The 21,511-nt window shown below is 69.0% G+C and carries 18 protein-coding genes and 4 pseudogenes; 8 read left to right on the forward strand and 14 right to left on the reverse strand.

Annotation, left to right across the window (positions count from 1 at the left end):
* Window positions 1-31 precede the first annotated feature (31 nt).
* Both dapD and BJ970_RS04720 read left to right on the forward strand, forming a co-directional pair.
* Entirely contained in the window at window positions 32-1,018 is a 987-nt protein-coding gene (dapD, locus tag BJ970_RS04715; protein ID WP_184724188.1) for a 2,3,4,5-tetrahydropyridine-2,6-dicarboxylate N-succinyltransferase, read from the forward strand.
* A gap of 146 nt (window positions 1,019-1,164) precedes the next feature.
* Window positions 1,165-2,106, forward strand: coding sequence for a CHAD domain-containing protein (locus BJ970_RS04720; protein WP_184724191.1), 942 nt, complete (start codon window positions 1,165-1,167; stop codon window positions 2,104-2,106).
* 137 nt (window positions 2,107-2,243) lie between these two features.
* Here the strand turns inward: BJ970_RS04720 and dapC are convergent, their stop codons facing one another.
* The 6 genes from dapC to typA all read right to left on the reverse strand — a co-directional run bounded on the left by dapC (window position 2,244) and on the right by typA (window position 9,696).
* The gene (gene dapC / locus BJ970_RS04725) at window positions 2,244-3,380 is read right to left on the reverse strand and encodes a succinyldiaminopimelate transaminase (protein WP_184724194.1); all 1,137 of its coding nucleotides are present in this window, start codon (window positions 3,378-3,380) and stop codon (window positions 2,244-2,246) included.
* A complete protein-coding gene (fdxA, locus tag BJ970_RS04730) occupies window positions 3,377-3,697 on the reverse strand; it encodes a ferredoxin (RefSeq protein WP_184724197.1) in 321 nt (106 codons plus the stop codon). The genes dapC and fdxA overlap by 4 nt, the downstream gene beginning before the upstream one ends.
* Before the next feature lie 452 nt (window positions 3,698-4,149).
* Window positions 4,150-4,509 (reverse strand): hypothetical protein, encoded by a 360-nt coding sequence (locus tag BJ970_RS04735; RefSeq protein WP_184724200.1) that lies wholly within the window; start codon window positions 4,507-4,509, stop codon window positions 4,150-4,152.
* Window positions 4,506-5,417 (reverse strand): N-acetyl-1-D-myo-inositol-2-amino-2-deoxy-alpha-D-glucopyranoside deacetylase, encoded by a 912-nt coding sequence (gene mshB / locus BJ970_RS04740; RefSeq protein ID WP_184724203.1) that lies wholly within the window; start codon window positions 5,415-5,417, stop codon window positions 4,506-4,508. The genes BJ970_RS04735 and mshB overlap by 4 nt, the downstream gene beginning before the upstream one ends.
* A gap of 226 nt (window positions 5,418-5,643) precedes the next feature.
* A complete protein-coding gene (locus tag BJ970_RS04745; protein ID WP_184724206.1) occupies window positions 5,644-7,389 on the reverse strand; it encodes an ABC transporter family substrate-binding protein in 1,746 nt (581 codons plus the stop codon).
* Between the two features lie 393 nt (window positions 7,390-7,782).
* Window positions 7,783-9,696: a translational GTPase TypA gene (typA, locus tag BJ970_RS04750; RefSeq protein ID WP_184724209.1), complete on the reverse strand. Its 1,914-nt coding sequence runs from the start codon at window positions 9,694-9,696 to the stop codon at window positions 7,783-7,785.
* A gap of 275 nt (window positions 9,697-9,971) precedes the next feature.
* Here typA and BJ970_RS04755 point away from each other — a divergent pair, with 275 nt between their 5' ends.
* Window positions 9,972-10,178 carry a hypothetical protein gene (locus BJ970_RS04755; protein WP_184729388.1) on the forward strand — a complete coding sequence of 69 codons (207 nt, stop codon included), beginning with the start codon at window positions 9,972-9,974 and terminating at the stop codon, window positions 10,176-10,178.
* Between the two features lie 42 nt (window positions 10,179-10,220).
* Here BJ970_RS04755 and BJ970_RS04760 read toward each other — a convergent pair whose 3' ends face one another.
* Window positions 10,221-10,538: a YciI family protein gene (locus BJ970_RS04760; protein ID WP_184724212.1), complete on the reverse strand. Its 318-nt coding sequence runs from the start codon at window positions 10,536-10,538 to the stop codon at window positions 10,221-10,223.
* Window positions 10,539-10,747: 209 nt separating this feature from the next.
* Between BJ970_RS04760 and trpS the strand changes: the two genes are divergently transcribed.
* The gene (gene trpS / locus BJ970_RS04765; RefSeq protein WP_184724215.1) at window positions 10,748-11,713 is read left to right on the forward strand and encodes a tryptophan--tRNA ligase; all 966 of its coding nucleotides are present in this window, start codon (window positions 10,748-10,750) and stop codon (window positions 11,711-11,713) included.
* A gap of 786 nt (window positions 11,714-12,499) precedes the next feature.
* Here the strand turns inward: trpS and BJ970_RS04775 are convergent.
* From BJ970_RS04775 to BJ970_RS04785, 3 genes are all read right to left on the reverse strand, one after another.
* On the reverse strand, window positions 12,500-13,348 hold the full coding sequence (locus BJ970_RS04775; protein ID WP_312864120.1) for an NUDIX domain-containing protein: 849 nt from the start codon (window positions 13,346-13,348) through the stop codon (window positions 12,500-12,502).
* Between the two features lie 234 nt (window positions 13,349-13,582).
* Entirely contained in the window at window positions 13,583-14,968 is a 1,386-nt protein-coding gene (locus tag BJ970_RS04780) for a sensor histidine kinase (RefSeq protein ID WP_184724216.1), read from the reverse strand.
* Window positions 14,965-15,651: a response regulator transcription factor gene (locus tag BJ970_RS04785; RefSeq protein WP_184724217.1), complete on the reverse strand. Its 687-nt coding sequence runs from the start codon at window positions 15,649-15,651 to the stop codon at window positions 14,965-14,967. Before BJ970_RS04785 ends, BJ970_RS04780 begins: the two co-directional genes overlap by 4 nt.
* A gap of 209 nt (window positions 15,652-15,860) precedes the next feature.
* On the opposite strand from BJ970_RS04785, the gene BJ970_RS04790 reads away from it, so the two are divergent.
* Window positions 15,861-16,157, forward strand: a complete 297-nt coding sequence (locus tag BJ970_RS04790; protein ID WP_184724218.1) for a 4a-hydroxytetrahydrobiopterin dehydratase — start codon at window positions 15,861-15,863, stop codon at window positions 16,155-16,157.
* A gap of 98 nt (window positions 16,158-16,255) precedes the next feature.
* On the opposite strand, the gene BJ970_RS04795 is transcribed toward BJ970_RS04790, so the two are convergent.
* Window positions 16,256-17,215 carry an FAD-dependent oxidoreductase gene (locus BJ970_RS04795; RefSeq protein WP_184724219.1) on the reverse strand — a complete coding sequence of 320 codons (960 nt, stop codon included), beginning with the start codon at window positions 17,213-17,215 and terminating at the stop codon, window positions 16,256-16,258.
* Between the two features lie 17 nt (window positions 17,216-17,232).
* Window positions 17,233-17,873: pseudogene (bioD, locus tag BJ970_RS04800) on the reverse strand (ATP-dependent dethiobiotin synthetase BioD).
* On the opposite strand from bioD, the pseudogene BJ970_RS04805 reads away from it, so the two are divergent.
* From BJ970_RS04805 to BJ970_RS04815, 3 genes and pseudogenes are all read left to right on the forward strand, one after another.
* A pseudogene (locus BJ970_RS04805) lies at window positions 17,873-18,610 on the forward strand (aminotransferase class III-fold pyridoxal phosphate-dependent enzyme); the annotation flags it as partial. The pseudogenes bioD and BJ970_RS04805 sit on opposite strands and share 1 nt — an antisense overlap.
* Window positions 18,610-19,475, forward strand: a pseudogene (locus BJ970_RS04810) (aminotransferase class I/II-fold pyridoxal phosphate-dependent enzyme); the annotation flags it as partial. The pseudogenes BJ970_RS04805 and BJ970_RS04810, both read left to right, overlap by 1 nt.
* A gap of 41 nt (window positions 19,476-19,516) precedes the next feature.
* The gene (locus BJ970_RS04815) at window positions 19,517-20,152 is read left to right on the forward strand and encodes an XRE family transcriptional regulator (protein ID WP_184724220.1); all 636 of its coding nucleotides are present in this window, start codon (window positions 19,517-19,519) and stop codon (window positions 20,150-20,152) included.
* 89 nt (window positions 20,153-20,241) lie between these two features.
* Here BJ970_RS04815 and BJ970_RS04820 read toward each other — a convergent pair.
* A pseudogene (locus tag BJ970_RS04820) lies at window positions 20,242-20,340 on the reverse strand (IS3 family transposase); the annotation flags it as partial.
* A 29-nt stretch (window positions 20,341-20,369) separates the two neighbouring features.
* Window positions 20,370-21,449 (reverse strand): redox-regulated ATPase YchF, encoded by a 1,080-nt coding sequence (gene ychF / locus BJ970_RS04825; RefSeq protein WP_184724224.1) that lies wholly within the window; start codon window positions 21,447-21,449, stop codon window positions 20,370-20,372.
* Window positions 21,450-21,511 lie beyond the last annotated feature (62 nt).

The raw sequence follows: 21,511 nt of genomic DNA on the forward strand, positions 1-21,511 counted from the left end.
GTCGGTGCCTGCGCCGATTACCGTTCCAGGTATGAGTGCACAGTCTCCCGACCCGCAGACCACGGGCGCCCACGGCGTGGGCCTGGCCACCGTGACCGACGACGGCACGGTGCTGGACACCTGGTTCGCCACCGTCAAGCTCGGCGAGCCGGGCCAGTCCGGCACCGCCCGGCTGTCCGCCGAGCAGGCGGCCGAGTCCCTCGGCGAGGCCGGGGCCGCCCTGCTCGGGCGTGACGAGGCCCGCGGGGTCGAGGTCGTCGCGGTGCGCACCGAGATCGGTCGGCTCTCCGACCAGCCGGTCGACGCGCACGATGTCTACTTGCGCCTGCACCTGCTGTCGCACCGGCTGGTCCGCCCGCACGGGCAGAACCTCGACGGGATGTTCGGCTTGCTCGCCAACGTCGTGTGGACCAACCACGGCCCGTGCCCGGTGGAAGGCTTCGAGGCGACCCGGCTGCGGCTGCGGGCGCGCGGCACGGTCACCGTTTACAGCATCGACAAGTTCCCGCGCATGGTCGACTACGTCGTGCCGTCCGGGGTCCGCATCGGTGACGCCGACCGGGTCCGGCTGGGCGCGCACCTCGCCAGCGGCACCACGGTGATGCACGAAGGCTTCGTCAACTTCAACGCCGGCACCCTGGGCGCGTCGATGGTGGAGGGCCGGGTCTCGGCCGGCGTCGTCGTCGGCGACGGCTCGGACGTCGGAGGCGGCGGCTCGATCATGGGCACCCTCTCCGGCGGCGGCAAGGAGGTCATCTCCATCGGCGAGCGCTGCCTGATCGGCGCCAACGGCGGGGTGGGCATCTCGCTCGGCGACGACTGCGTGGTGGAAGCGGGCCTGTACATCACGGCGGGCACCAAGGTCACGCTGCCGGACGGCACCATCACCAAGGCGCTCGAACTTTCCGGTTCCGACGGCGTGCTGTACCGCCGCAACTCCACCACCGGGGCGGTCGAGGTCACGACTCGCACCGGCGGCAAGGTGGAGCTGAACGCGGCACTGCACGCCAACGACTGACCTTTCCAGCGGCACCGGCTGCGGGGCGTCTTCGCCCACACAGGTCGAAGACGCCCCGCACTCCTCATCCCGATCTGGATCACCGCGGCGCTGGTTTCCGCTGGATGGACCAGGCATGCCGAGGTCGATCGGGTTTATCATTGGCAATGGCTACGAGCTGGCAACAGCGAGACCTCACCAATGCCGTCGGACTTGCCGCCGAGCCCGTGACGGCCGGTCGACAGGCTCCCATCGCCGAGCACATCCGGTCGGGATTGGACACCCGGTTGCGCGCGTTGATCGCGCACGATCCCGGCACCCGGCTGGGCGAAGATCCCGAAGAGCTGCACCAGATGCGGGTGTCGGTGCGCCGAATGCGCGCGATGCTGCGGTCCGGTCGTCCCTTCCTAGACCGGAACTGGTCGGAACCGCTGCGTGCCGAGCTCGGCTGGCTGGGCCGCGAGCTGGGTCCGGTCCGCGATCTCGACGTGCTGCTGGAGCGGCTGCGCACGGAGATCGCCGACTTCCCGGTCGACGAGCGCGCCGCGGCGGCCCGGTTGATCTCCGGCTTGGAGACCGAGCACGGCCAGGCCCGGACCGAAATGCTCGCCGCGCTGGACAGCGATCGGTATCTGGCCTTGGTGCGCTCGATCGCCAAAGCGCTCCGCACCGAACTGCCGGCACCGGAATCCGATGTGGACAGTTCGCGCGAACTACGCAGGCTGGTACGCCGCCAGTTCCGCAAGCTCCGCAAATCCGTGGCGGAACTGCCGGATGAACCCACCGACGAGCAGCTGCACATGCTCCGCATCCTGGGCAAGCGGGTGCGCTACACCGCGGAACTGGCGCAACCCATCTTCGGCAAGCCGATGCGGCGGCTGATCAAGGCGGCGCAGCGGTTCCAGGACGTGCTCGGAGAGCACCAAGACGCGTGCGTTGCCGAGGAGCGCGTCCGCGGTCTGCTGAGCGACCTCGGCGAGGACGTCGACATCGCGGTCGGCTTCGTAGCCGGCCGCCTCGTCGAGCGAGAAGAGGCACGCAAAGCAGCCCGCCGTGCTCAATGGCGGCCGACCTGGGACGCCTTCACCGAGGCGGCATCGAAGATCTGACGGGCACCTTTCCCTGGTGCAGGCCCGTGAGGACGTCGGGCGCTATCGCACCTGACGCAATCACGGCGCCTGACCGGCCCACGAACAGCACACCGACAGCCGACCGGACAGAACCCGCGCCGTGCCGGAAGCTCCGATCACTCACCCAGGCGCTTGGCGGCTGCGGCGATGCGCTCGTCGGTCGCCGTCAGGGCGATGCGGACGTGGCGGTCGCCGCCTGGGCCGTAGAAGGTGCCCGGCGCCACGAGAATTCCCCGCCGTGCCAACCAATCCACCGTCTGCCACGCATCGTCGCCGCGGGTCGCCCACAGGTACAGGCCCGCTTGCGAATGATCGATGCGGAACCCGGCCGCCTCCAGCGCGGGCCGCAGCACAGCCCGCCGCGCCGCGTAGAGCTCGCGCTGCACACCCACGTGAACGTCGTCGCTCAGCGCGGCGGTGATCGCTTCCTGCACCGGACGCGGAACAATCATCCCGGCGTGCTTGCGCACCTCCAGCACGCGGCTCACCAGCTCCGGATCGCCGGTGACGAACCCGGCGCGATACCCCGCCAGGTTCGAAGACTTCGACAGCGAATGCACGGCTAGCACACCGCGGAAGTCGGAGCACACCGAGGGATGCAGCACCGACACCGGTTCGGCGTCCCACCCGAGCGCGAGATAGCACTCGTCGGACGCCACCACCGCACCGCGCTCCCGCGCCGCGCGGATCGAGTCGGCGAGCTGCTGCGCGTCCAGCACCTGACCAGTCGGGTTGGACGGGGAATTGAGCCACTGCAACGCCGTTCCGGCCGGAGGTGGTTCGCCTGGCGCTAGCCGGACGACCTCGGCGCCGGCGATCTTCGCGCCGACCTCGTAGGTCGGGTAGGCCAGCTCCGGGATCGCGACGATGTCACCCGCCCGGACGCCGAGCAATGTCGGCAACCACGCCACCAGCTCCTTCGAGCCGATGGTCGGCAGCACGGCGTCGGGCTCCAGCCCGGAGACCCCGTGGCGTCGCCGCAACGCGGCGACCGCGGCCTCGCGGAGCTGCGGGGTGCCGTGCGTGGCCGGGTAACCCGGCTGGTCGGCGACTGCCGACAAGGCCCGTTGCAGGTTCGCAGGCACCGGGTCGACCGGCGTGCCGACCGACAGGTTGACGATGCCGTCCGGGTGTGACTGGGCCGTGGCGGTCTGGCGCGCCAGCGAGTCCCACGGGAAGTCCGAGAGCTGCGGGCCCCGAAGACCCGAGCCGGGCCCGGACGCGATGGCGTCCGGGCCGGACGCGGAGCTCATTCGCCCTGCGGGGGCAGGCTGGTGATGGGCTCGACGTCTTTGTTGACCTTGCCCACCTTCGCCGCACCGCCCGGCGAGCCCAGTTCCTCGAAGAAGTCCGCGTTCGCCTTGGTGTAGGCGGCCCACTCCTCCGGCACGTCGTCCTCGTAGTAGATGGCCTCCACCGGGCAGACCGGTTCGCAGGCACCGCAGTCGACGCACTCATCGGGGTGGATGTAGAGCATCCGCCCGCCCTCGTAGATGCAATCGACAGGGCATTCCTCAATGCATGCCTTGTCGAGCACGTCGACGCAGGGCTCGGCGATCACGTAGGTCACGGTTGCTCTCCTGCTCGAAGCGTTGTCCTGATCGCGCGCAGGAATCTCCCGACGCGACTGCTGACAGTATCCCTCGTACCCACCCTGGACATGTAACTGGTCCCACAGCACGGGAGCCGAGCCGACTCTACGACTGTGGGTTAACGGCGTAAACCACTGCGTCCCAGCCATTGCACGCCTAGCCTCGCAACCTTGCGCAGAGCGGATCTCTCGACCAGGTAGCCGCCCACCGACGACGCTGCCGAGCAGCTCGCGGAAGCGGGCGCTTGTCGAGTACCCAATCGATGCGCCCAGCGTACGTGCCATTCGCCACACCGTGCGCGCGACGGCGTTCGACGTCGGCCGTACTCGCGGCGCGAGGCGTCGATGTCGCGGTCGCGCGAACGAACGGGCGCAGCGGCGATCCGCTCGTCGGTCAGCACCTCAGCCAACGGGGTTCCCCGGGCTCACGTCTAGGCGTGCCTACCCATCGCGATTCCGAGCATCAGGGCGCTCGGCAAGGCACCGCCGCCGATCAGCAGCAGCGTGCGCCAGTCGGCGCCGAGCAACACTATGTCGCCGCCCGGCCCGAAGACGCCGAACACGAAGACCGTCACGAACCACACCAACAACGGTGCCCCGGCCACCCGCCGCCGCGGCGAGATCCGCGCGGCCTCGGCCACCAGCAGGGGCGTGGTCACAGCCGCGAGCGCGGCTGTGATCGGGAACTGCACGGCACCGATGTAGGAAGGGAGGTAGAGCAACTCGATCACGGCCAGCAGCACGGCATCTAACAGCAGGAAGCCGAACAACACGCGATCACGCGCGGTCACCGGTCGTCCACCGGTTCGGTACCGCTCACCCCGAGCCCGCCGAACAGGTCCGTCTGGCAGCCCTGCGGATCACCCGTCGCCAACACGTAGTGCTCGGTGGTCACGATCGGATTCGCGACGCCGTTGGACAACGCATACGCCGCGACACCGTCGCCGTTGTGCCACTGTTCCAGCCACACCTTGACCTGGGTGCCGTGTGCGCGCAGGGCGCTGATCTTGGCGGGCAGATGCTCGGACACATCGACGACCGTGGTGATCGAGTCGTCCGCGACGCTGGCCAGCTCGTGCAGCCCGGGTAGTTCGAAGGGCATGCCCTCGGCCTGCGCCAATCCGGCGAGGCCCTTCGCGAGCGTGTCGCGCGAAGGGACGGCGTAGAACACCCGTTGCACGTCGGGCACCTTCGCCGCCGCCGCGACCGTCACCTCGTGGGCGCGGATGTGGTCCGGGTGGCCGTAACCGCCGTCGGCGGCATAGCTGACCACCACCTGCGGCTTCACCTCGCGCAGCACCGCTTCCAACGCGTCGGTCTGCTCCTGCAGATCGCCGATGGCGAAGGCGCGCGGGTGGGCGTGTGGCAGGGCACCGGCCTGGCCGGGCTGCTCCCAGAGCATCCCGGAGTCGCGCCACCGGCCAATGCCGCCGAGGAACCGGTGATCGGCTACCCGCAGCGCGGCGCAGGCCGAGCGCAGCTCGCCGACCCGGTAACCGCCGAGCTGGTCGGCCTGATCCGAGGCCAGGCCGCGCAGGCTTTCCGGGATGACCTCACCTTCCTCGCCGAGGGTGCAGGTCACCACCGCCACCTGCACACCGCGGGCGGCGTAGCGGGCGATCGTCCCGCCGGTCCAGAGGGTCTCGTCGTCTGGGTGCGCGTGCACCAGCAGCAACCTCGGTGGGGCCGTCAGCGTCACCGGCCCAGCCTAATGTGCGGCATGCACCACACAACGCACGGTAGCGGCATTACCCCGAACGTCCGTATCGAAGCGTCGCGAACGGATCATCAAAAGGCGCCAAACGGGACGGAAGCGGTACGTCGCCGAGCCGCACGAACGGGCGTCTTTCCTGCTCACGTGCTGCGGGCCTGCCGGGTAGTCGCAGCTACCCGAGCAGGCCCGGAACGTTCACTGGCAGCGAGCGTCAATAGCCGTCTTTATCGGCGGGCGTTCCGACCCACTGGGCAGCGGTGGAGAACGGCCCGGACAGGCCGTTGCCCGGCTGGACCCCGCTGACCTCCCGGCGCAGCGCCATCACCTGCGCCTGCTGATACAACGGGAGCGCGACCGCGTCCCGCCACAGCACCGATTCGACGTCCGCCGACGCCTTCGGGAACGGCACCTGCCCGGTCACCGCCGCGTCGATAGTCGGCTGCAACAGCGGGTCGCAGAACCCGGCATCGTTGTGCGGGAACGGTTTTTCGCTGTCCGGAGCCACGCCCGGACAGCCGTAGGAAGAGGCCATCATCCCCGCCGGGTCGCCGCCGGCCGGACGCGGCGCGATCGCCATGTCCACCGAGCCCGCCCCACTGGAATCCCCGGAGCGCGGGTTGGCGGCCAGCGTTTCGCCGAAGAGCTGATCACCGGTCGGCGTTACCACCGTCGCCTGGATCCCCTGGTCCCGCAGCTGGCGCGCGGCCGCCTCGGCGATCCGGATGTACGACTCGTGCTCGAACGGCGCCGCGATGACCAGGTTCAGCGGGCGGCCGTCCCGCAACCACGCCCCGCCGCTGCGCTGGTACCCGGCCTCGTTGAGCAGCCGCTCGACCTGCGCGGGATCCGGTTGGTTCGGCAGCCCCGGCTCGGTCGGCGTGTAGCCGCGCTCGGACGGCGCGAGCACCTGGGCGTGCGCCTGGAGCTGCTCGGCCGGACCGCCGCCGGTGCCGGCTTCGATCAACGCGGGCCGGTCGAGCGCCGCGAGGACCGCTTGGCGCACCTTGACGTCGGCCAGGGCTCGGCTGTCCTGCCGCAGCAGGACTTCCATCGTCGCCGGACGGGGCACGGTGATCAGCTGCACCGCGTTGCCGAGGTCCCGCAGCGACTGCATCGTGCCCCGGTCCGCGCCGAAGACCGCGAGGTGGCTGTCACCGCTGCGCAACGCTTCGACCTGGCGAGCCTTGTCGATCGAACGCAGCACGATCCGGTCCGACTGCGCGGGCGGCCCCCAGTACCGGTCGTTGCGCTCCAGGATGATCTCGCCGCGATCAAGGTCGACCTGCCGAATCGCGAACGGCCCACCGGAGGCCGGGTAGCCGTCGTCGAGCACGGTAGCCCAACCGCGCGGCGCGTCCCGCAGCAGATGCGCGGGCAGCAGGTTGCTGAACAGCGTCTGCCAGCCCGGAAAAGGTTTGGCGAAGGTCACGTCAACGGTCTTGCCGCCCTGCCGCGACGCCACGTCGTCGATCAGCCGGTAACCGGCCGGGTCGGACACCCCCGGCTGAGACCGCAGCTGCTCCCACAGGTACACGAAGTCCTCGGCCGCGATCGGCGCGCCGTCGGACCAGCTGGCCTCGCGCCGGATCCGGTAGCGGACGGTGAACTTCTCCGCGTCCGGCACCACTTCGGCCGATTCCATCAGCGTGCTGTCCAGCTGCGGGCTGCCGTCGGGCGCCGGGCGGAACACCGACGGCAGCATCAGGCTGGCCAGCGCCGAACTCGTCGGCGACAGGTCGGCGAGGGTGTGCGGGTTGAATCCGCCTTCGAGTTCGTCGACCCCGACCACGACCTCGACCGGCATCGGCTGCGTCGGCGGGGCGCTGGTCGTCGGGGATTGCTTCGGGGCTTGCGGCACCAGTGGCGGCGGGGGCGCATTCGTGCAGGCAGCCACCACGGTAACGGTTGTCACCAGCAGGGAGACCGCAGCCAGTGGGCGGCGTCGACCCTGGGACACGCCGAACCTCCCCTCATGTCTGCTCCCCCGACCACCCCGGCAACCCGGGGCGACTCGCCCGCGCAAAAGGGCGCGAGTGCCCTCATGGTTCCTGGCGTCGGCGAGGTGATCGACACCGGGGTCAACGCCCAGTGTGCACGTGCCGCGCACGAAACCACGAATTTCGCGCGCGCCGGAACCGCACGCGCACCGTCCCTAAACGCTGGTTTGCTCTTCGTCTTTGAAGCGGCGCAGCCGCTTAGCGCACCTACGCCACTTGCACCGCCGCGGGTTCTCAAAGGTCTCCTCGCGAGGACGGCCCCGACGCTGTGTAGTCGGGGACCCCGCAGTCGAGAAGACCTCTGAGGTTCCGCTACCCGCACCGCCACGCAAAGCGAGCCTGGCAACAGGAAATCAGGCGTTGTCGCGGGCCTTGGCGCGAGACCGCTCGCGGGCGCGGGTGGTGCTGTCCAGGACGGTCTTGCGCACCCGGATCGCCGCCGGACCGACCTCGACGCACTCATCGGCGGAGCAGAACTCCAGCGCCTCCTCCAGCGCCAGCGTACGCGGCTTGGCCAGCCGCTCCAGCTCGTCCGCGGTGGAGGACCGCATGTTGGTGAGCTTCTTCTCCTTGGTGATGTTGACGTCGAGGTCTTCGGCGCGCGGGTTCTCCCCGACCACCATGCCCTCGTAGACCTCGTTGCCCGGCTCCACGAAGAAGCTGCCGCGATCGGCCAGCTGGAGCAGCGCGTAGGTCGTCGCCGAGCCGGCCCTGTCGGCCACCAGCGAACCGGTGTGCCGGGTGCGTAGCTCGCCCACCCACGGGAAGTAGCCCTCGAAGACGTGGTTGGCGATGCCGGTACCACGGGTCTCGGTCAGGAACTCGGTGCGGAACCCGATCAGGCCGCGGGCGGGCACCACGTATTCCAGCTTGATGCGCCCGGTGCCGTGCCCGTCCATGCTCTCCATCCGGCCCTTGCGCCCGGCCAGCAGCTGGGTGATCGCGCCGAGGTGCTCCTCGGGGGCGTCGATGGTGAGCCGCTCGAACGGCTCGCACAGCTGGCCGTCGATGGTCCGGGTGACCACCTGCGGCTTGCCGACCGTGAGCTCGAAGCCCTCCCGGCGCATGGTCTCCACCAGGATGGCCAGCGCCAGCTCGCCGCGGCCCTGCACCTCCCAGGCGTCCGGCCGCTCGGTGGGCAGCACCTTCATGCTGACGTTGCCGATCAGCTCGGCGTCCAGCCGGTTCTTGACCAGTCGCGCGGTGACCTTGGTGCCACCGTTGCGGCCGGTCAGCGGCGAGGTGTTGACGCCGATGGTCATCGAGATCGCCGGGTCGTCGACGGTGATCCGGGGCAGCGGCTCGGGGGCGTCAGGGTCGGCGAGGGTGTCGCCGATGGTGATATCCGGGATCCCGGCGATGGCGACCAGGTCGCCCGCGGACGCCTCGCCGCACGGCACCCGGTCGAGATTTTCGGTGATCAGCAGCTCGGTCAGCCGGACCTTCTCGACGGTGCCATCGGCGCGGCACCAGCCGACGGTCTGGCCCTTGCGCAGGGTGCCGGAGTGGATCCGGCACAGCGCGATTCGACCGAGGAACGAGGAAGCGTCGAGGTTGGTCACCAGGGCACGCAGCGGCGCCTCGGTGTCGGCGACCGGCGCAGGCACGTGCTTGAGCAGCACGTCGAACAGCGCGGTGAGGTCTTCCTCGGCGGGCAGCTCGCCGTCCACCGGCTGGGCCAGCGAGGCCCGGCCGGCGCGCGCGGAGGCGTAGACGACCGGCAGGTCCAGGATGGCCTCCATGTCGAGCTCGACCTCCCCGTCGAGCTCGCTGGCCAGTTCCAGCAGCAGGTCGTGGGTCTCCTCGACGACCTCGGCGCAGCGGGCGTCCGGGCGGTCGACCTTGTTCACCACGAGGATCACCGGCAGCCCGGCGGCCAGCGTCTTGCGCAGCACGAACCGGGTCTGCGGCAACGGACCCTCGCTGGCGTCCACCAGCAGCAGCACGCCGTCGACCATCGACAGGGCGCGCTCCACCTCGCCGCCGAAGTCGGCGTGGCCGGGGGTGTCCACCACGTTGATGGTCACCGGGCCGGCGTCGGTCTCCCGGCGGACCGCGGTGTTCTTGGCGAGGATCGTGATGCCCTTCTCCCGCTCCAGGTCGTTGGAGTCCATCACGCGGTCGACGAGCTCGGCGCGTTCGGAGAAGGCCCCGGACTGCCGCAGCATGGCGTCCACCAGGGTGGTCTTGCCGTGATCGACGTGGGCGACGATGGCGACATTGCGCAGATCACTGCGAATGGGGGCGGCGACGCTGATGGCGGACACGCGGGTACTCCTGGATCGGCGCAGGTGGGCGCGGCGGGTTCGTCGACTTGACCGGGCGCGGGTGTTCCGCAAGGCACCGAGCCGCGGCTCCACTGCGCCGCAGCTGCGGAGCTTCCTTGGGCGGCACCCCACCGGAGTGGGGTGCGCGCGTCGACGCGCGGCTCGGTCCAGCTTAGTGCAACCTGATGCGGGACCGGCCGTCGCGTGCTCAGCGCAACACCCGACGCCCGGTGCCGACATCAAGTTCGCCAACCGAGGTTAGGTTCGCCTAGCCTGTGCCCAACCGCGAATCAGCATCGGAAAGACAAACCGTGGGCAAAGGCACTATCAAGGTCAAAAAGAAATGTTGCAAGTCTCAACCACCATGCAAGAGCTGTCCAATCGTGGTATTGCGCAGCTTGCTGCGCGAGGCCAAAGCGGAGGAGGTCAAGAAAACGCAAAAGAAGGCTAAGAAAGGAGCAAAGAAAAAGAGCATAAAATGATCTGACCGCGGCGCCTGCCGTGGTTCACGGGTACTTCCGAGACTACTTGCGGACTGCCGTGGACGCGGGCAACGGGTCGGCGTACATCGCCAACTCGGGGATCGTCCGCAGCGCTTGGAACTCGATGACCTCGTATCGAGCGAGTTTGTGCAGTGCGAACGGGTCGGTCGCGAGGATCGCGTCCAGCCTGCCGCGAGACATCGCCCGGGCGATGATCACCCCACCGCTGCGCGGCAGGCGGTGGCCGGCGGCGATGAAGTCGTGCGCATCGTAATGCCGGGTCACCCATTCATAGTGATCTACCAAGTGGGCGTCGATATCCGATTCTGGCGCGGTGTATTGCAGCAGCACTACAAACATTCTTTCACGGTAGCCCTTCCACTTGACCGCTGCCGATCACCAAGCGGTAACATTGCGATGTGCGCGCAATGTCGAACACTTGGTGGGCCGTCCGCGGGCGGCCCAGCGGCATCGTGCACTGACACGCAGATCATCGGTCGCTCCTCCGGACGGCCGAGCGATGCGAGGTCGATCCCGGTGACAGCGGCCCGAGACCCCAGGAGAGACCAATGACCCGCTTGTCCGGGATCACCCCGTCTGGCCACGTCCAGTTGGGCAACTACCTCGGCGCCGTGCGACGGTGGGCGGCCGAGCGCGAACCCGCGGACCTGTTCTTCGTCTCCGACCTGCACGCCATGACCACGCCGCCCCGGCCGCAGCGGCTGCGCGCACTCACCCGCGAGCAGTTCGCGGTGCTGCTCGCCGCGGGCATCGACCCGGATGCGCTGTTCGTGCAATCGGACCTGGCCGGCGAGCTGGGGGCGCTGAACTGGATCCTGGAGTGCACCTGCTCCTACGGCGAAGCCGCCCGGATGATCCAGTTCAAGGAGAAGGGCGCCGGGCAGGAATCGGTGCGCGTCGGCCTGCTGACCTACCCGGTGCTGATGGCGGCGGACATCCTGCTGCAGGGCGCGACCCAGGTGCCGGTCGGCAGCGACCAGGACCAGCACGTGGAACTCGCCCGCACGCTGGCCCGCCGGTTCAACGCCAACTACGGCGACGTGTTCGCCGTTCCCGAAGCCGTGGTGCCCAAGACCGCGGCTCGGGTCCGTGACCTGGCCGACCCGAGCCGCAAGATGGAGAAGTCCAACCAGCAGTCCCCCGGCGTGGTTTTCGTGCTCGACGAGCCCGACGTCATTCGCCGCAAGTTCCGCCGAGCGGTCACCGACGGCCTCGACGAAGTGCGTTACGACCCGGACGGCCGCCCCGGTGTGGCGAACCTCCTGGAGATCCTCGCCGCCTGCACCGAAACCAGCCCGTACACCGCGGCCGAATCCGCGAGCACCTACGCGGAGCTCAAGGACGCGGTGGCCGAGGCCGTGATCGAGGAGTTGCGACCGGTGCGCGAACGCGCCCGGAAGCTCCTGGACGACCTGACGGAGCTGGACCGCATCCGGGCCCACGGCGCGAAGCGCGCGAGCGAGCGAGCACAGCCCCGGCTGCAGGCCGCGCTCCGCGTGACCGGCCTGCGCTGATCTGCCGAGGCCGGGGGCTCGTGGCCGGACCAACCGGTCACGAGCGCCTCGTACTTGGCCTGTCCGCGCATTCGTTGACCAGTTCGAGTGGATCACCTGGCGAACACCTGATCACTGCCCCCAACCTGGACTCATGCGTACTGCGATGGAAGGCAACACCGCGCTTTTGGTTGAGACGTTCCAGGTTGATAGGGAGTGCCGCCGTGGCCGCACCAGCGTTCGACTTCGACCCTCTCATCGGTCTGGACGGCTTGTGGACGCCCGAGCTCGCCGACAGGTACCTACCGATTCCGGGGATGCCCCCGGCCAAGTACGAGTGCCTGGACGGAAAACTGATCACGAGCCCACGCGAAGCCATGTTCGCCATTTGGACGTTGGGAAAGCATCTGGAACCGGCTGCGGCCGAGTGCGGGCACCTCTTTTACCTGACCGTCAACCTGCTGCTCGATGTGCAGAAGTGGATCGAACTCGACTTCGTCGTGCTGAAACGTTCCGGCCGTGGTCGCACCTGGATTCCGCCGGAAGACGTACTGCTTGCGGGCGAATGCGTGTCGCCGTCCAGCAAGCAGAACGATCACGTCAACAAACCCGCGAGATGCGCGGCAGTCGGCATTCCCTACTTCATGCGTGTCGAGGTCGCTTACTCCGATGGCCGCGTGAACGTCGTGCTGCTTCGGCTGGACAACGGCGAGTACCGACCACACTCCAGGGGTTCCGAAGCCGAGGTCTTCGAGACGGACCTGCCGCTTCCGTTGTCCTTCAACCCAGCCGAGTTACTGGAGCGACTCAAGCCTCGGCCAGCAGGTCTCGGAGGGAGTGGACGAGGACTCGGTCGGCGTCCAGCCAGTCGAGTGCGGTCAGTTCGTCCGCGGTCACCCAGCGGACTTCGTGGTGCTCCACCGCTTCCGGGATCGCCGTCGGGTCTGCGAGCTCGGCGGTGTGGATGCGCAGCAGCATTCCGTTGCTGAGCGGGACGTCCGTGCCGACGCGGCCGGTCGGGCGCACGTCGACAGCGAGTTCTTCCTGGCATTCCCGGACGACTGCGGCCTTCTCGTCCTCACCAGGCTCGACCCGGCCGCCGGGGAGTTCCCAGCGGCCCGCGTCCGGGGCCGGGTAACGGCGCTGCTGCGCCAGCAATCGTCCCTTGTGGACGATGGCGGTGCCGACGACGATCGGGCGCTTCGCCCAGGACTCGGCGAGCTCTCGCACGGCAGCGATGCGCGCGGCAAGCACGTCCAGCACGAACCGGCGAACGACTGTGATGTCGGCGAGCCGTCCCAGCGGCCCGAACGGTGTCCTCCAGTGCATCGAGTCGGTGAGCAGCGTTCGGGGGCCAACCTCGGCGAGCACCGACTCGTGGCGCAACTCCGGCAGCGGGCCGGAAATCAGCACGGAATTCATCGCGTCGGCTTCGGCGCGCACGACTCGAGTGGTCAGATCGACAGGAAGGCGGGCGATCCTGATGTGGAAGACGATCTCGTCGCCGGGCACGAGCAGCGCGGCCGGGCGGGTCGCGGCGTGGCCGCCGACGCCGAGGGACGCAAGTCCGACCTCGGCGGTCCGGGTGTGCCGCAGCGCGGCCCCCACCGTGGCCGCGGGTGCCTCGATCAGTCCCGTGCTCCGCAAAACCGACACGTGCACACATCTTGCCCGATCCAGGTCGGCCGCCTGCCACCGCCTCGACACGCCTGCGCTCGCCCGCCGACCGAAGTGGCATCGGCGTCGCCCCTATTCGGCTCGCAGCCCGGCAGAGCATAGGACCGTCACCGGTTTCGCCCCGCTTCCGACGCTCGGCGCAAAACCTCCGACTCCCGCAGCGTTTGCGAGCCACTGGCACTGCGGTCGCCTGGGTTCTGCGTTCGGGTCGGTTCAGGGGCTACCCGTCAAACCGTTGGCCGTGTGCCTCGGCCAGCGAGCCTCGACACGGGCGCCGCCGTCGGGCGCGGTCGAGGCACAGACCGCTCCGCCCCGGCGGCGTACCGCCTCGGCCGCGAGGGCAAGCCCGAGCCCGGCTCCGCCCGTGCTGCGCGCTCGGTCCGGTTCGACCCGGTGGAAGCGGTCGAACACCCGCTCGCGGTGCGCCACCGGGATCCCGGGACCGTCGTCGTCCACCACCAACCGCACCCAGTCCACTCCGGAGGAGCCCATGCCATCAGCGAAAACGGAGACCCGCACCAACGTGCTGGTGTAGCGCAACGCGTTGCTGACGATGTTGTCGAGCACCGTCGACACCTCCGCCGGGTCCGCCAGGATCAGCACCGGCCGGGCCGGGACCTCGACCTCGATCCGTGGCCCCGAGCCAGTCGGCAGTTCGAGCCGGTCGGCGGCGGCTCGCACCGCGGTACCGAGATCGAGCGGCTGCCCCGGTGCCGCCGTGCCGCGCTCGGCCCGCGCCAACGCGAGCAGGCTCTCCACCAGTGCGGACAGGCGCTGCGCCTCGTGCGCGATGTCCTGGAGGGTCTCATGGGCGAGCTCCGGATCCGGGTGCATCACGGCGACCTCGGCCTGGGCGCGGATCGATGCGACCGGGTTGCGCAGTTCGTGCGCGGCATCGCCGGTGAACCGCCGGAGCCGTTCGGTGTCGGCGTCGCGCCGGGCGAGCATCGTGTTCAGCTCTTCGGCGAGCGCGCGGATCTCATCGGCGGCCTCGGGCACCGGCAGACGCCGGCCTTCGGGGAGTCCGGCGGCGGCCACCCGCATCCGTTCCACCGGACGCAGCGACCGGCGCACCACCAGCCAGGTGGCCAGCCCGACCAGCGCGGCGGCAAGGATCGACCCGATGCTCAGCAGGCGGCCGGTTTTGCCTGCGGTGTCGGCGAATCCGACCAGCTTCGCTCCGGTGGAGATGAGCAGCGGCTGGCCCGTCGGATCGGGCACGACGACGCCGCGCCATCGGTACAGTCCGGCAGGCGGATCGAAGTCGATCACGCCGTCGCCGGAACGCAGCTCATCGATCTGCCAGCGGTGCAGGCTCGGCCGGGGCAGGCCGTCCAGCGGCGCGCCGGAAGTGTCCAGCACCCGGATATCCGGGTTGGCCACGGTGGCGGGCGCCGCCCCGCCGGCGAGCTGGCTCGCGGTAGTTGCGGCGGTGCGCTGCAGGTCGGCGTCGACCGAGTTGATCAGCAGCCAGCTGACGATCCCGGTGCTAGCGTGCGCGATCACGCCGAGACCGATCAACGCCACGACGGCGGCCACCACGCTGGTCCGGAACTGAATGGTGCGGCGGTGCCACCACCGGCGCAGGCTGCTGATCATGCCGACTCGGCGCAGACGCGGTAGCCCTGGCCGCGCACGGTCTGCACCAGTTCCCCGGCGCCGACCGCAGCGAGCTTGCGGCGCAGGTATCCGATGTAGACCTCGACGACGTTGCGGGTGACGAACTGCTCCTCACCCCACACCATGCGCAGCAGGTCATCCTTGGGCACCACGGCTTCCGGGTGGCTGGCCAGCGCGACCAGCAAGCCGTACTCCCGCGGCGAGAGCGCGATCGGCTCGCCCGCCCAGCGAACCTCGCGGGCGGCTCGGTCGATCTCCAGTTCGCCGACCCGCAGGCTCGCTTGCCGACCGGCGGTGTCGCGCCGCCGCAGCAGCGCGCGCACCTGCGCGACCAGCACCAGGAAGGAGAAGGGTTTGACCAGGTAGCCGTCCGCTCCGAGATCCAGCCCGTCGGCCTGATCCACTTCGCCGTTCTTCGCGGAGATCAGCAGCACCGGGGTGGTTACGTCCTGGCCGCGCATTCGCTCCAGCACCCGGTAGCCGGACAGGCCGGGCAGCATCACGTCCAGCACGACGACGTCGAAGGCGCCGGTCAGGGCCAGCCGCAGGGCATCGGTGCCCTCGGCCGCGACGGTCACGTCCATGCCCTCGGCGGACAACCCACGGCGCAGCGCTGCACGCACTCCCGGCTCATCGTCCACCACTAACACCCGCGGCACCATGTTCCAAGCATGCCGATCCGGCAACGTCGCAGGCATCGAAATCTCAGCCGGTTCTCAGCTGCGAGCCCGTTTCTCAGCTTGGTCTCAGCTACCGGCGCCCGAAGTGGGCGATTTCGATGGAAATCGACATGCGATTTCCATTGAACTCGCCGGGTTTTGCACCGGACACCCGGGTGGAGGTTGGCGCTTCGAAGCTCCACTATGTCCATATGACGGAACTACTCACCGATACCCAGGTCTCCGATGCGCTCCAACACCTGCCGGAGTGGCACCAGGACGGCGCCAAGCTGACCCGCACCGTCGAGTTCGGCGGGTTTCCGCAGGCCATTCAGGCGGTGACCCGGATCGCCGAGATCGCTGAGAGCGAGAACCACCACCCCGACATCGACATCCGCTGGCGCACCGTGACGTTCTACTGCACCACGCATTCGAAGGGCGGCATCACGGCCAACGACACCTCGCTCGCCCAGGAGATCGACAACGTGGTGGAGCAGATCCAGTCCTGACCACCGCCCCCATCTGGACGAACAACTGCCCAGGTCAACGGCCGTGAGCCCGCCCGGTGCTCGCGGCCTTGACCAGGCGAAGGCTTTTGCGCCACGGGTCACTCTTCGACTAGATCCGCGGCCTCGAAAGCGCATCCCCAGGACAGCGCGACGCCGCAGCCGCCGTGGCCGTAATTGTGGATGATGCGTGCGCCTTCGTAGTGCTCGACTTCCACCCGCACCGTCTCCCGTCCGGGCCGCAGCCCGACCAGCTCCGCGAGCACTTCGGCGTCGGCGAGCCGCGGCTCCACCTCGGCGCACCGGCGCCGAATGCCAGCGCTGACCTCGGCGCGCGGCGTGAGGTGCCAGTCGTGCTCCACCGCCACGCCGCCGAGCACCACCCGGTCGCCGTGCGGCATGTACCCGGCGAACTCGGCAGAGTCGCTCAGCTCGATGAAGTACTCGTCGATCCCCGGATTGCGCACCACGACGTGCTGACCGCGCACCGGGTGGACGCCGGGGTCGCCGACCAGCTCCCGCGCGCCGACGCCCGTGCAGTTGACCACCGTGCGAGATTCGGTGACCGCGTCGGCCAGCGAGGGCACCGGGCTGAGCTGCAGTTCACCGCCGGCATCCTGGAACCTGGCGACCAGATAGTCGAGGTAGCGCGGCATGTCGATCAGCGGCACGGTCGCGTGATAGCCGCTGACGAATCCGCCCGGCAAGTCCTCCGGGGCGCAGCGGTGCAGGTCGGGGATCAGCTTCGCCTCGGGCGGGACCGCATCGCCGAGATCGAACCGGGCCGCCATTCGCCCCGCGGCCAAGTGCACACCCGAGCTCTCGTCTCGAGCGAGCGCGGTGAACTCGGCATGCGACCGGGTCACCCAATACAACACCCGATCGGCGGGCCGCAGCATCGCCGGGGCCCACATCGCGCCCGCGACGGCTGAGGTGGTGTCCTGCGGCCGGTCTGCGGTCCGGATGCGCACGCGTTGACCCGCCTCGGCGAGGACGACTCCCGTGGTCAGGCCCTGCACGCCCGCGCCGATCACCAGCACCGGCTCTGCGGATGCGGTCATCTTCGACACGCTAGCAGTCAACGAGCGAGCTCGACGGCGTTGAAGCTGCCGCCCAACTCCGGTGCGAGCTCCCGCTGCGCGACCGACCGAAACACCTCCGGCGTGACCTCGCCGGAGCCTTCCGGCATGGCGCCGAGCAGCGGAGCCCCCAGCACCTCAGGCAGGTCAACGACGTTGCAGCGCGCTGCGAGATCGGGCGCGGCGGGCCAGCTGCCGATGACCGCCCCGGCGCACTGCAATCCGCGAGCGCTCAGCGCTTCGGCCGTCAGCGCGGCGACATTGAGCGTTCCAAGACCGGCGTGCACCACAACCAGGACCGGCGCGGAAAGCGCCGCCGCAGCGTCGGCGAGCGTGCCACCAGTGTCGTCGAAGCGGACGAGCAAACCGCCCGCGCCTTCGATCAGCACGAGCTCGTGTTCCGCCGCCAGCTCCGCTGCGGCGGCGGCCACGGCCTCCGGCCGCACCGGCCGAGCTCCCGCGCGTCGAGCGGCTGTCGCCGGGCCAGCGGCTCCGGATATCGCGCGAGCTCTGTCGCGGGTACCCCGCTGAGCCGCGCGATCGTCGCGGCGTCGCCGGCTTCGCCGTCGGCCACGCCGGTCTGCGCGGCCTTGAGCACCGCGACGCTGTCGGCCAGCGCTGCGATGGCTGCGGTGACAATCGGCGATCCACGGCTATCGGCACCCGGTGTTGGACCAGGCCGTGCGCGAGCAGCTCGATCGGATGAGCCACGTGATGTTCGGCGGCCTGACGCACGAACCCGCGATCCGCCTAGCTACCCGGCTGGCCGAGCTCACCACGCTGCCGCACGTCTTCCTCGCCGACTCCGGCTCGGTGTCCGTCGAGGTCGCCATCAAGATGTGCCTCCAGTACTGGCGGTGCACCGGTCGACCGGCCAAGCGCCGACTGCTCACCTGGCGCGGCGGCTACCACGGCGACACCTGGCATCCGATGTCGGTCTGCGACCGCGAGGGCGGCATGCACCACCTGTGGAAGGGGGCCCTCGCCGAGCAGGTTTTCGCGGACGCGCCACCAACGGAATATGACGAGGACTACGTCGACCACCTGGGCGCACTCCTTGCCCAACATGCCGGGGAACTGGCCGCGGTGATCGTGGATCCGCTCGTCCAGGGAGCCGGCGGGATGCGTTTCCACAGCCCTGACTACCTGCGGAAGCTCCGCGAGCTCTGCGATGCGAACGATGTCCTGCTGATCTTCGACGAGATCGCTACCGGGTTCAGTCGCACCGGGGGGCTGTTCGCCGCCGAGCACGCCGGAGTCCGCCCTGACGTGCTGTGCCTGGGCAAGGCGCTCACCGGCGGATACCTGACGATGGCCGCCACGCTGTGCACCGAGCAGCTGGCCGCTGGGATCCCGGCTCTCGCGCACGGACCGACTATTACGGCGCGGAGGCCGCGCTGGTGTTCTCCTCCGGTTACGCAGCGAACATGGCGGCGATCACCGCACTTACCGAAGCGGGCACCCAAATCGTCTCCGACCGGCACAACCACGCATCGCTGATCGACGGCTGCCGCCTGTCCCGCGCACGGACGGCAATCGCGGCACACGCAAGCCCCGAGGAGGTTCGGGTGGAACTTTCCGAGCGCGCGCTGGTCGTGACGGAGTCGGTGTTCTCCGTGGACGGCGACATCGCGCCGCTGCCGGAACTCCACCGAATTTGCCGAGAACGAAACGCCGGACTGCTCGTGGGTGACGCGCACGGACTGGGCGTCATCGGCCCGGGCGGGGCAGGCGCATTCCGCGCGGCCGGGCTGCTCGGCGAACCCGATGTCGTCGCTACGGTGACGTTGTCGAAATCCCTTGGAGCACAAGGCGGAGCCGTCCTCGGTCCGCGTCGTGTCATCGACCATCTGACGCAGACCGCGCGAACGTTCATCTTCGATACCGGCCTGGCACCCGCGTGCGCCGGAGCCGCCCTGGCGGCGCTCGATGTCCTCCTCGCCGAGCCCGAGTTAGCCGATCGAGTCCAGCACGTCGCCAAGATGCTCCACAAAGGACTATCCGAGACCGGCATACGGGTCAGCGATCCAGGCGCGGCAGTGCTGTCGATCCCGGCGAGTTCCCCGGACCAAGCGGTGGAGTGGGCCGCGAACTGCCGTGCGAACGGCGTCGTCGTCGGCGCTTCCCGCCATCGGTCCCTGACACCGACTCCTGCCTCCGCCTGACGGCACGCGCAAACCTCACCGACAACCAGATCACCCAAGCAATCCGCACGATCACGAACGCACGCCCACTCCCGTAAGATCCCCGCCCAGGGTTCACGCGGCGACCAGCCTCGCGCAGATGGCGCGGCTCACGAACTACTCCAAGCCCTACCTCGGATTGGTTGAGACTGGTCGGCGGCCGATCACGGTCGATATCGTCATGGCATACGAACGCGAGCTAGGACCGATCGGGGATGACATGCTGCGTCGTCGAGACATAACCCACCCCCGGACCATGAAGGCGGACCGACCGACGCTCACCCAGCTAGCCCATTCGATCGACAATGGGGACCCTGGAGTGTTGGCGACCGCACCGACCAGTCGATCCGTCGACTTCTTCCTGGCGTCGAAGCTCGGCGAGTCCGGGGCGAGCCACCTTCGGGATTGGGTCCGCACCGGGAAGACGTCGACTCTCCGTGCAAATGCGCTGGCGGTGCTCTCGAAAATGTCGAAGCGCGAGGATGTCGGGCTAATTGTGGAGTGCCTGGAGACGGATGAGAAGGTCCGGTTTCTGTCCCTGGCATCCGAGGTGTCGAAGTTGATGCAGCACGACTGGGAGACGTCGAAGGCGGTCGCAAAGGATCCGACGACGGCCCCGAACCCCCGGAAGCTCGCGAAGGCGCTAGCCAAGGAAGCGCTCTCGGACTCCGATGCCGAGTCGCGTTGGTGCGGAGCGTATCTGCTCCGGGGCCTTGTCCCGGTGCTAGGCCGGTAGGTACTGAACTCCTTGCAGCACAAGCAGAAGCTTCGAACCGCTGTGAACTGGTCCCCTGGAGTTGGACTGGTTAAGGGAGAGCTTAGCGGCTATGCGGCGAGGGCCTGTGTCCGGTATTTCACCGGGCTCAGGCCCTCGAGTCTTGTTGCGCTGCGGTCGGTGTTGTACCAGATGATGTATTCGTGCAACGCGGTGATGCAGTACGCGGCTTTTTGGGCTACACGTTGAAGCGGAATTCGACGACGTCGCCGTCGGCCATGGCGTAGTCCTTGCCTTCCATGCGGACCTTGCCGGCTGACTTGGCCTCCGCCATCGAGCCGGCCGCCATTAGGTCGTCGTAGGAGACGATCTCGGCCTTGATGAAGCCGCGCTCGAAGTCGGTGTGGATCACCCCGGCCGCCTGGGGCGCGGTCCAGCCCTGGCGGATCGTCCAGGCCCGCGCCTCCTTCGGCCCGGCCGTCAGGTAGGTCTGCAGACCTAGCGTGTGGAAGCCCGCGCGGGCCAGCGCGTTCAGGCCGGGCTCCGGCTGGCCGATCGACTCCAGCAGCTCGCGCTGCGACTCCTCGTCCAGCTCCTTGAGCTCCGCCTCGACCTTGGCGTCCAAGAACACCGCGTCGCCGGGCGCGACTAGCTCGCGCAACTCCTTCTGCTTTGCCTCGTCGGCCAGCACGCCCTCGTCGGCGTTGAAGACGTAGAGGAACGGCTTGGTGGTCAGCAGGTTGAGCTCGCGCAGTTCCGGGGTGTCCTTGCCCAGCCCCGCCGCGAACAGGGTCTTGCCGGAATCGAGGATCTCCTTGGCCTGCTGCGCAACCTCAAGAGCCGGGCGCTTGTCCTTGTGGGTGCGGGCTTCCTTCTCCAGCCGGGGCAGCGCCTTGTCCAGGGTCTGCAGGTCGGCCAGGATCAGCTCGGTGTTGATCGTCTCGATGTCGCTGGACGGGTCCACCCGACCGTCGACGTGCACCACGTCGGGGTCGTCGAAGACCCGGATAACCTGGCAGATCGCGTCCGCCTCGCGGATGTTGGCAAGGAACTTGTTGCCCAGCCCTTGCCCCTCGGAAGCACCCTTGACCAGGCCCGCGATATCGACGAACGACACCGTGGCGGGCACCGTCTTGGCGGAGCCGAAGACCTCGGCGAGCTTGTCCAGCCGCTCGTCCGGCAGCGGCACGACGCCCACGTTCGGCTCGATGGTGGCGAACGGGTAATTCGCGGCGAGGGCGTCGTTGCTGGTCAGCGCGTTGAACAGGGTGGACTTGCCGACGTTGGGCAGCCCGACGATTCCGAGGGTGAGACTCACACCCCGGAGTCTAGGGGCTTGCCCGCGAGGGCATTGTCCCCGGTGGCGTGGGTCGCGAGTGG

The organism is Saccharopolyspora phatthalungensis (assembly GCF_014203395.1).
GTDB classification, from domain to species: domain Bacteria; phylum Actinomycetota; class Actinomycetes; order Mycobacteriales; family Pseudonocardiaceae; genus Saccharopolyspora; species Saccharopolyspora phatthalungensis.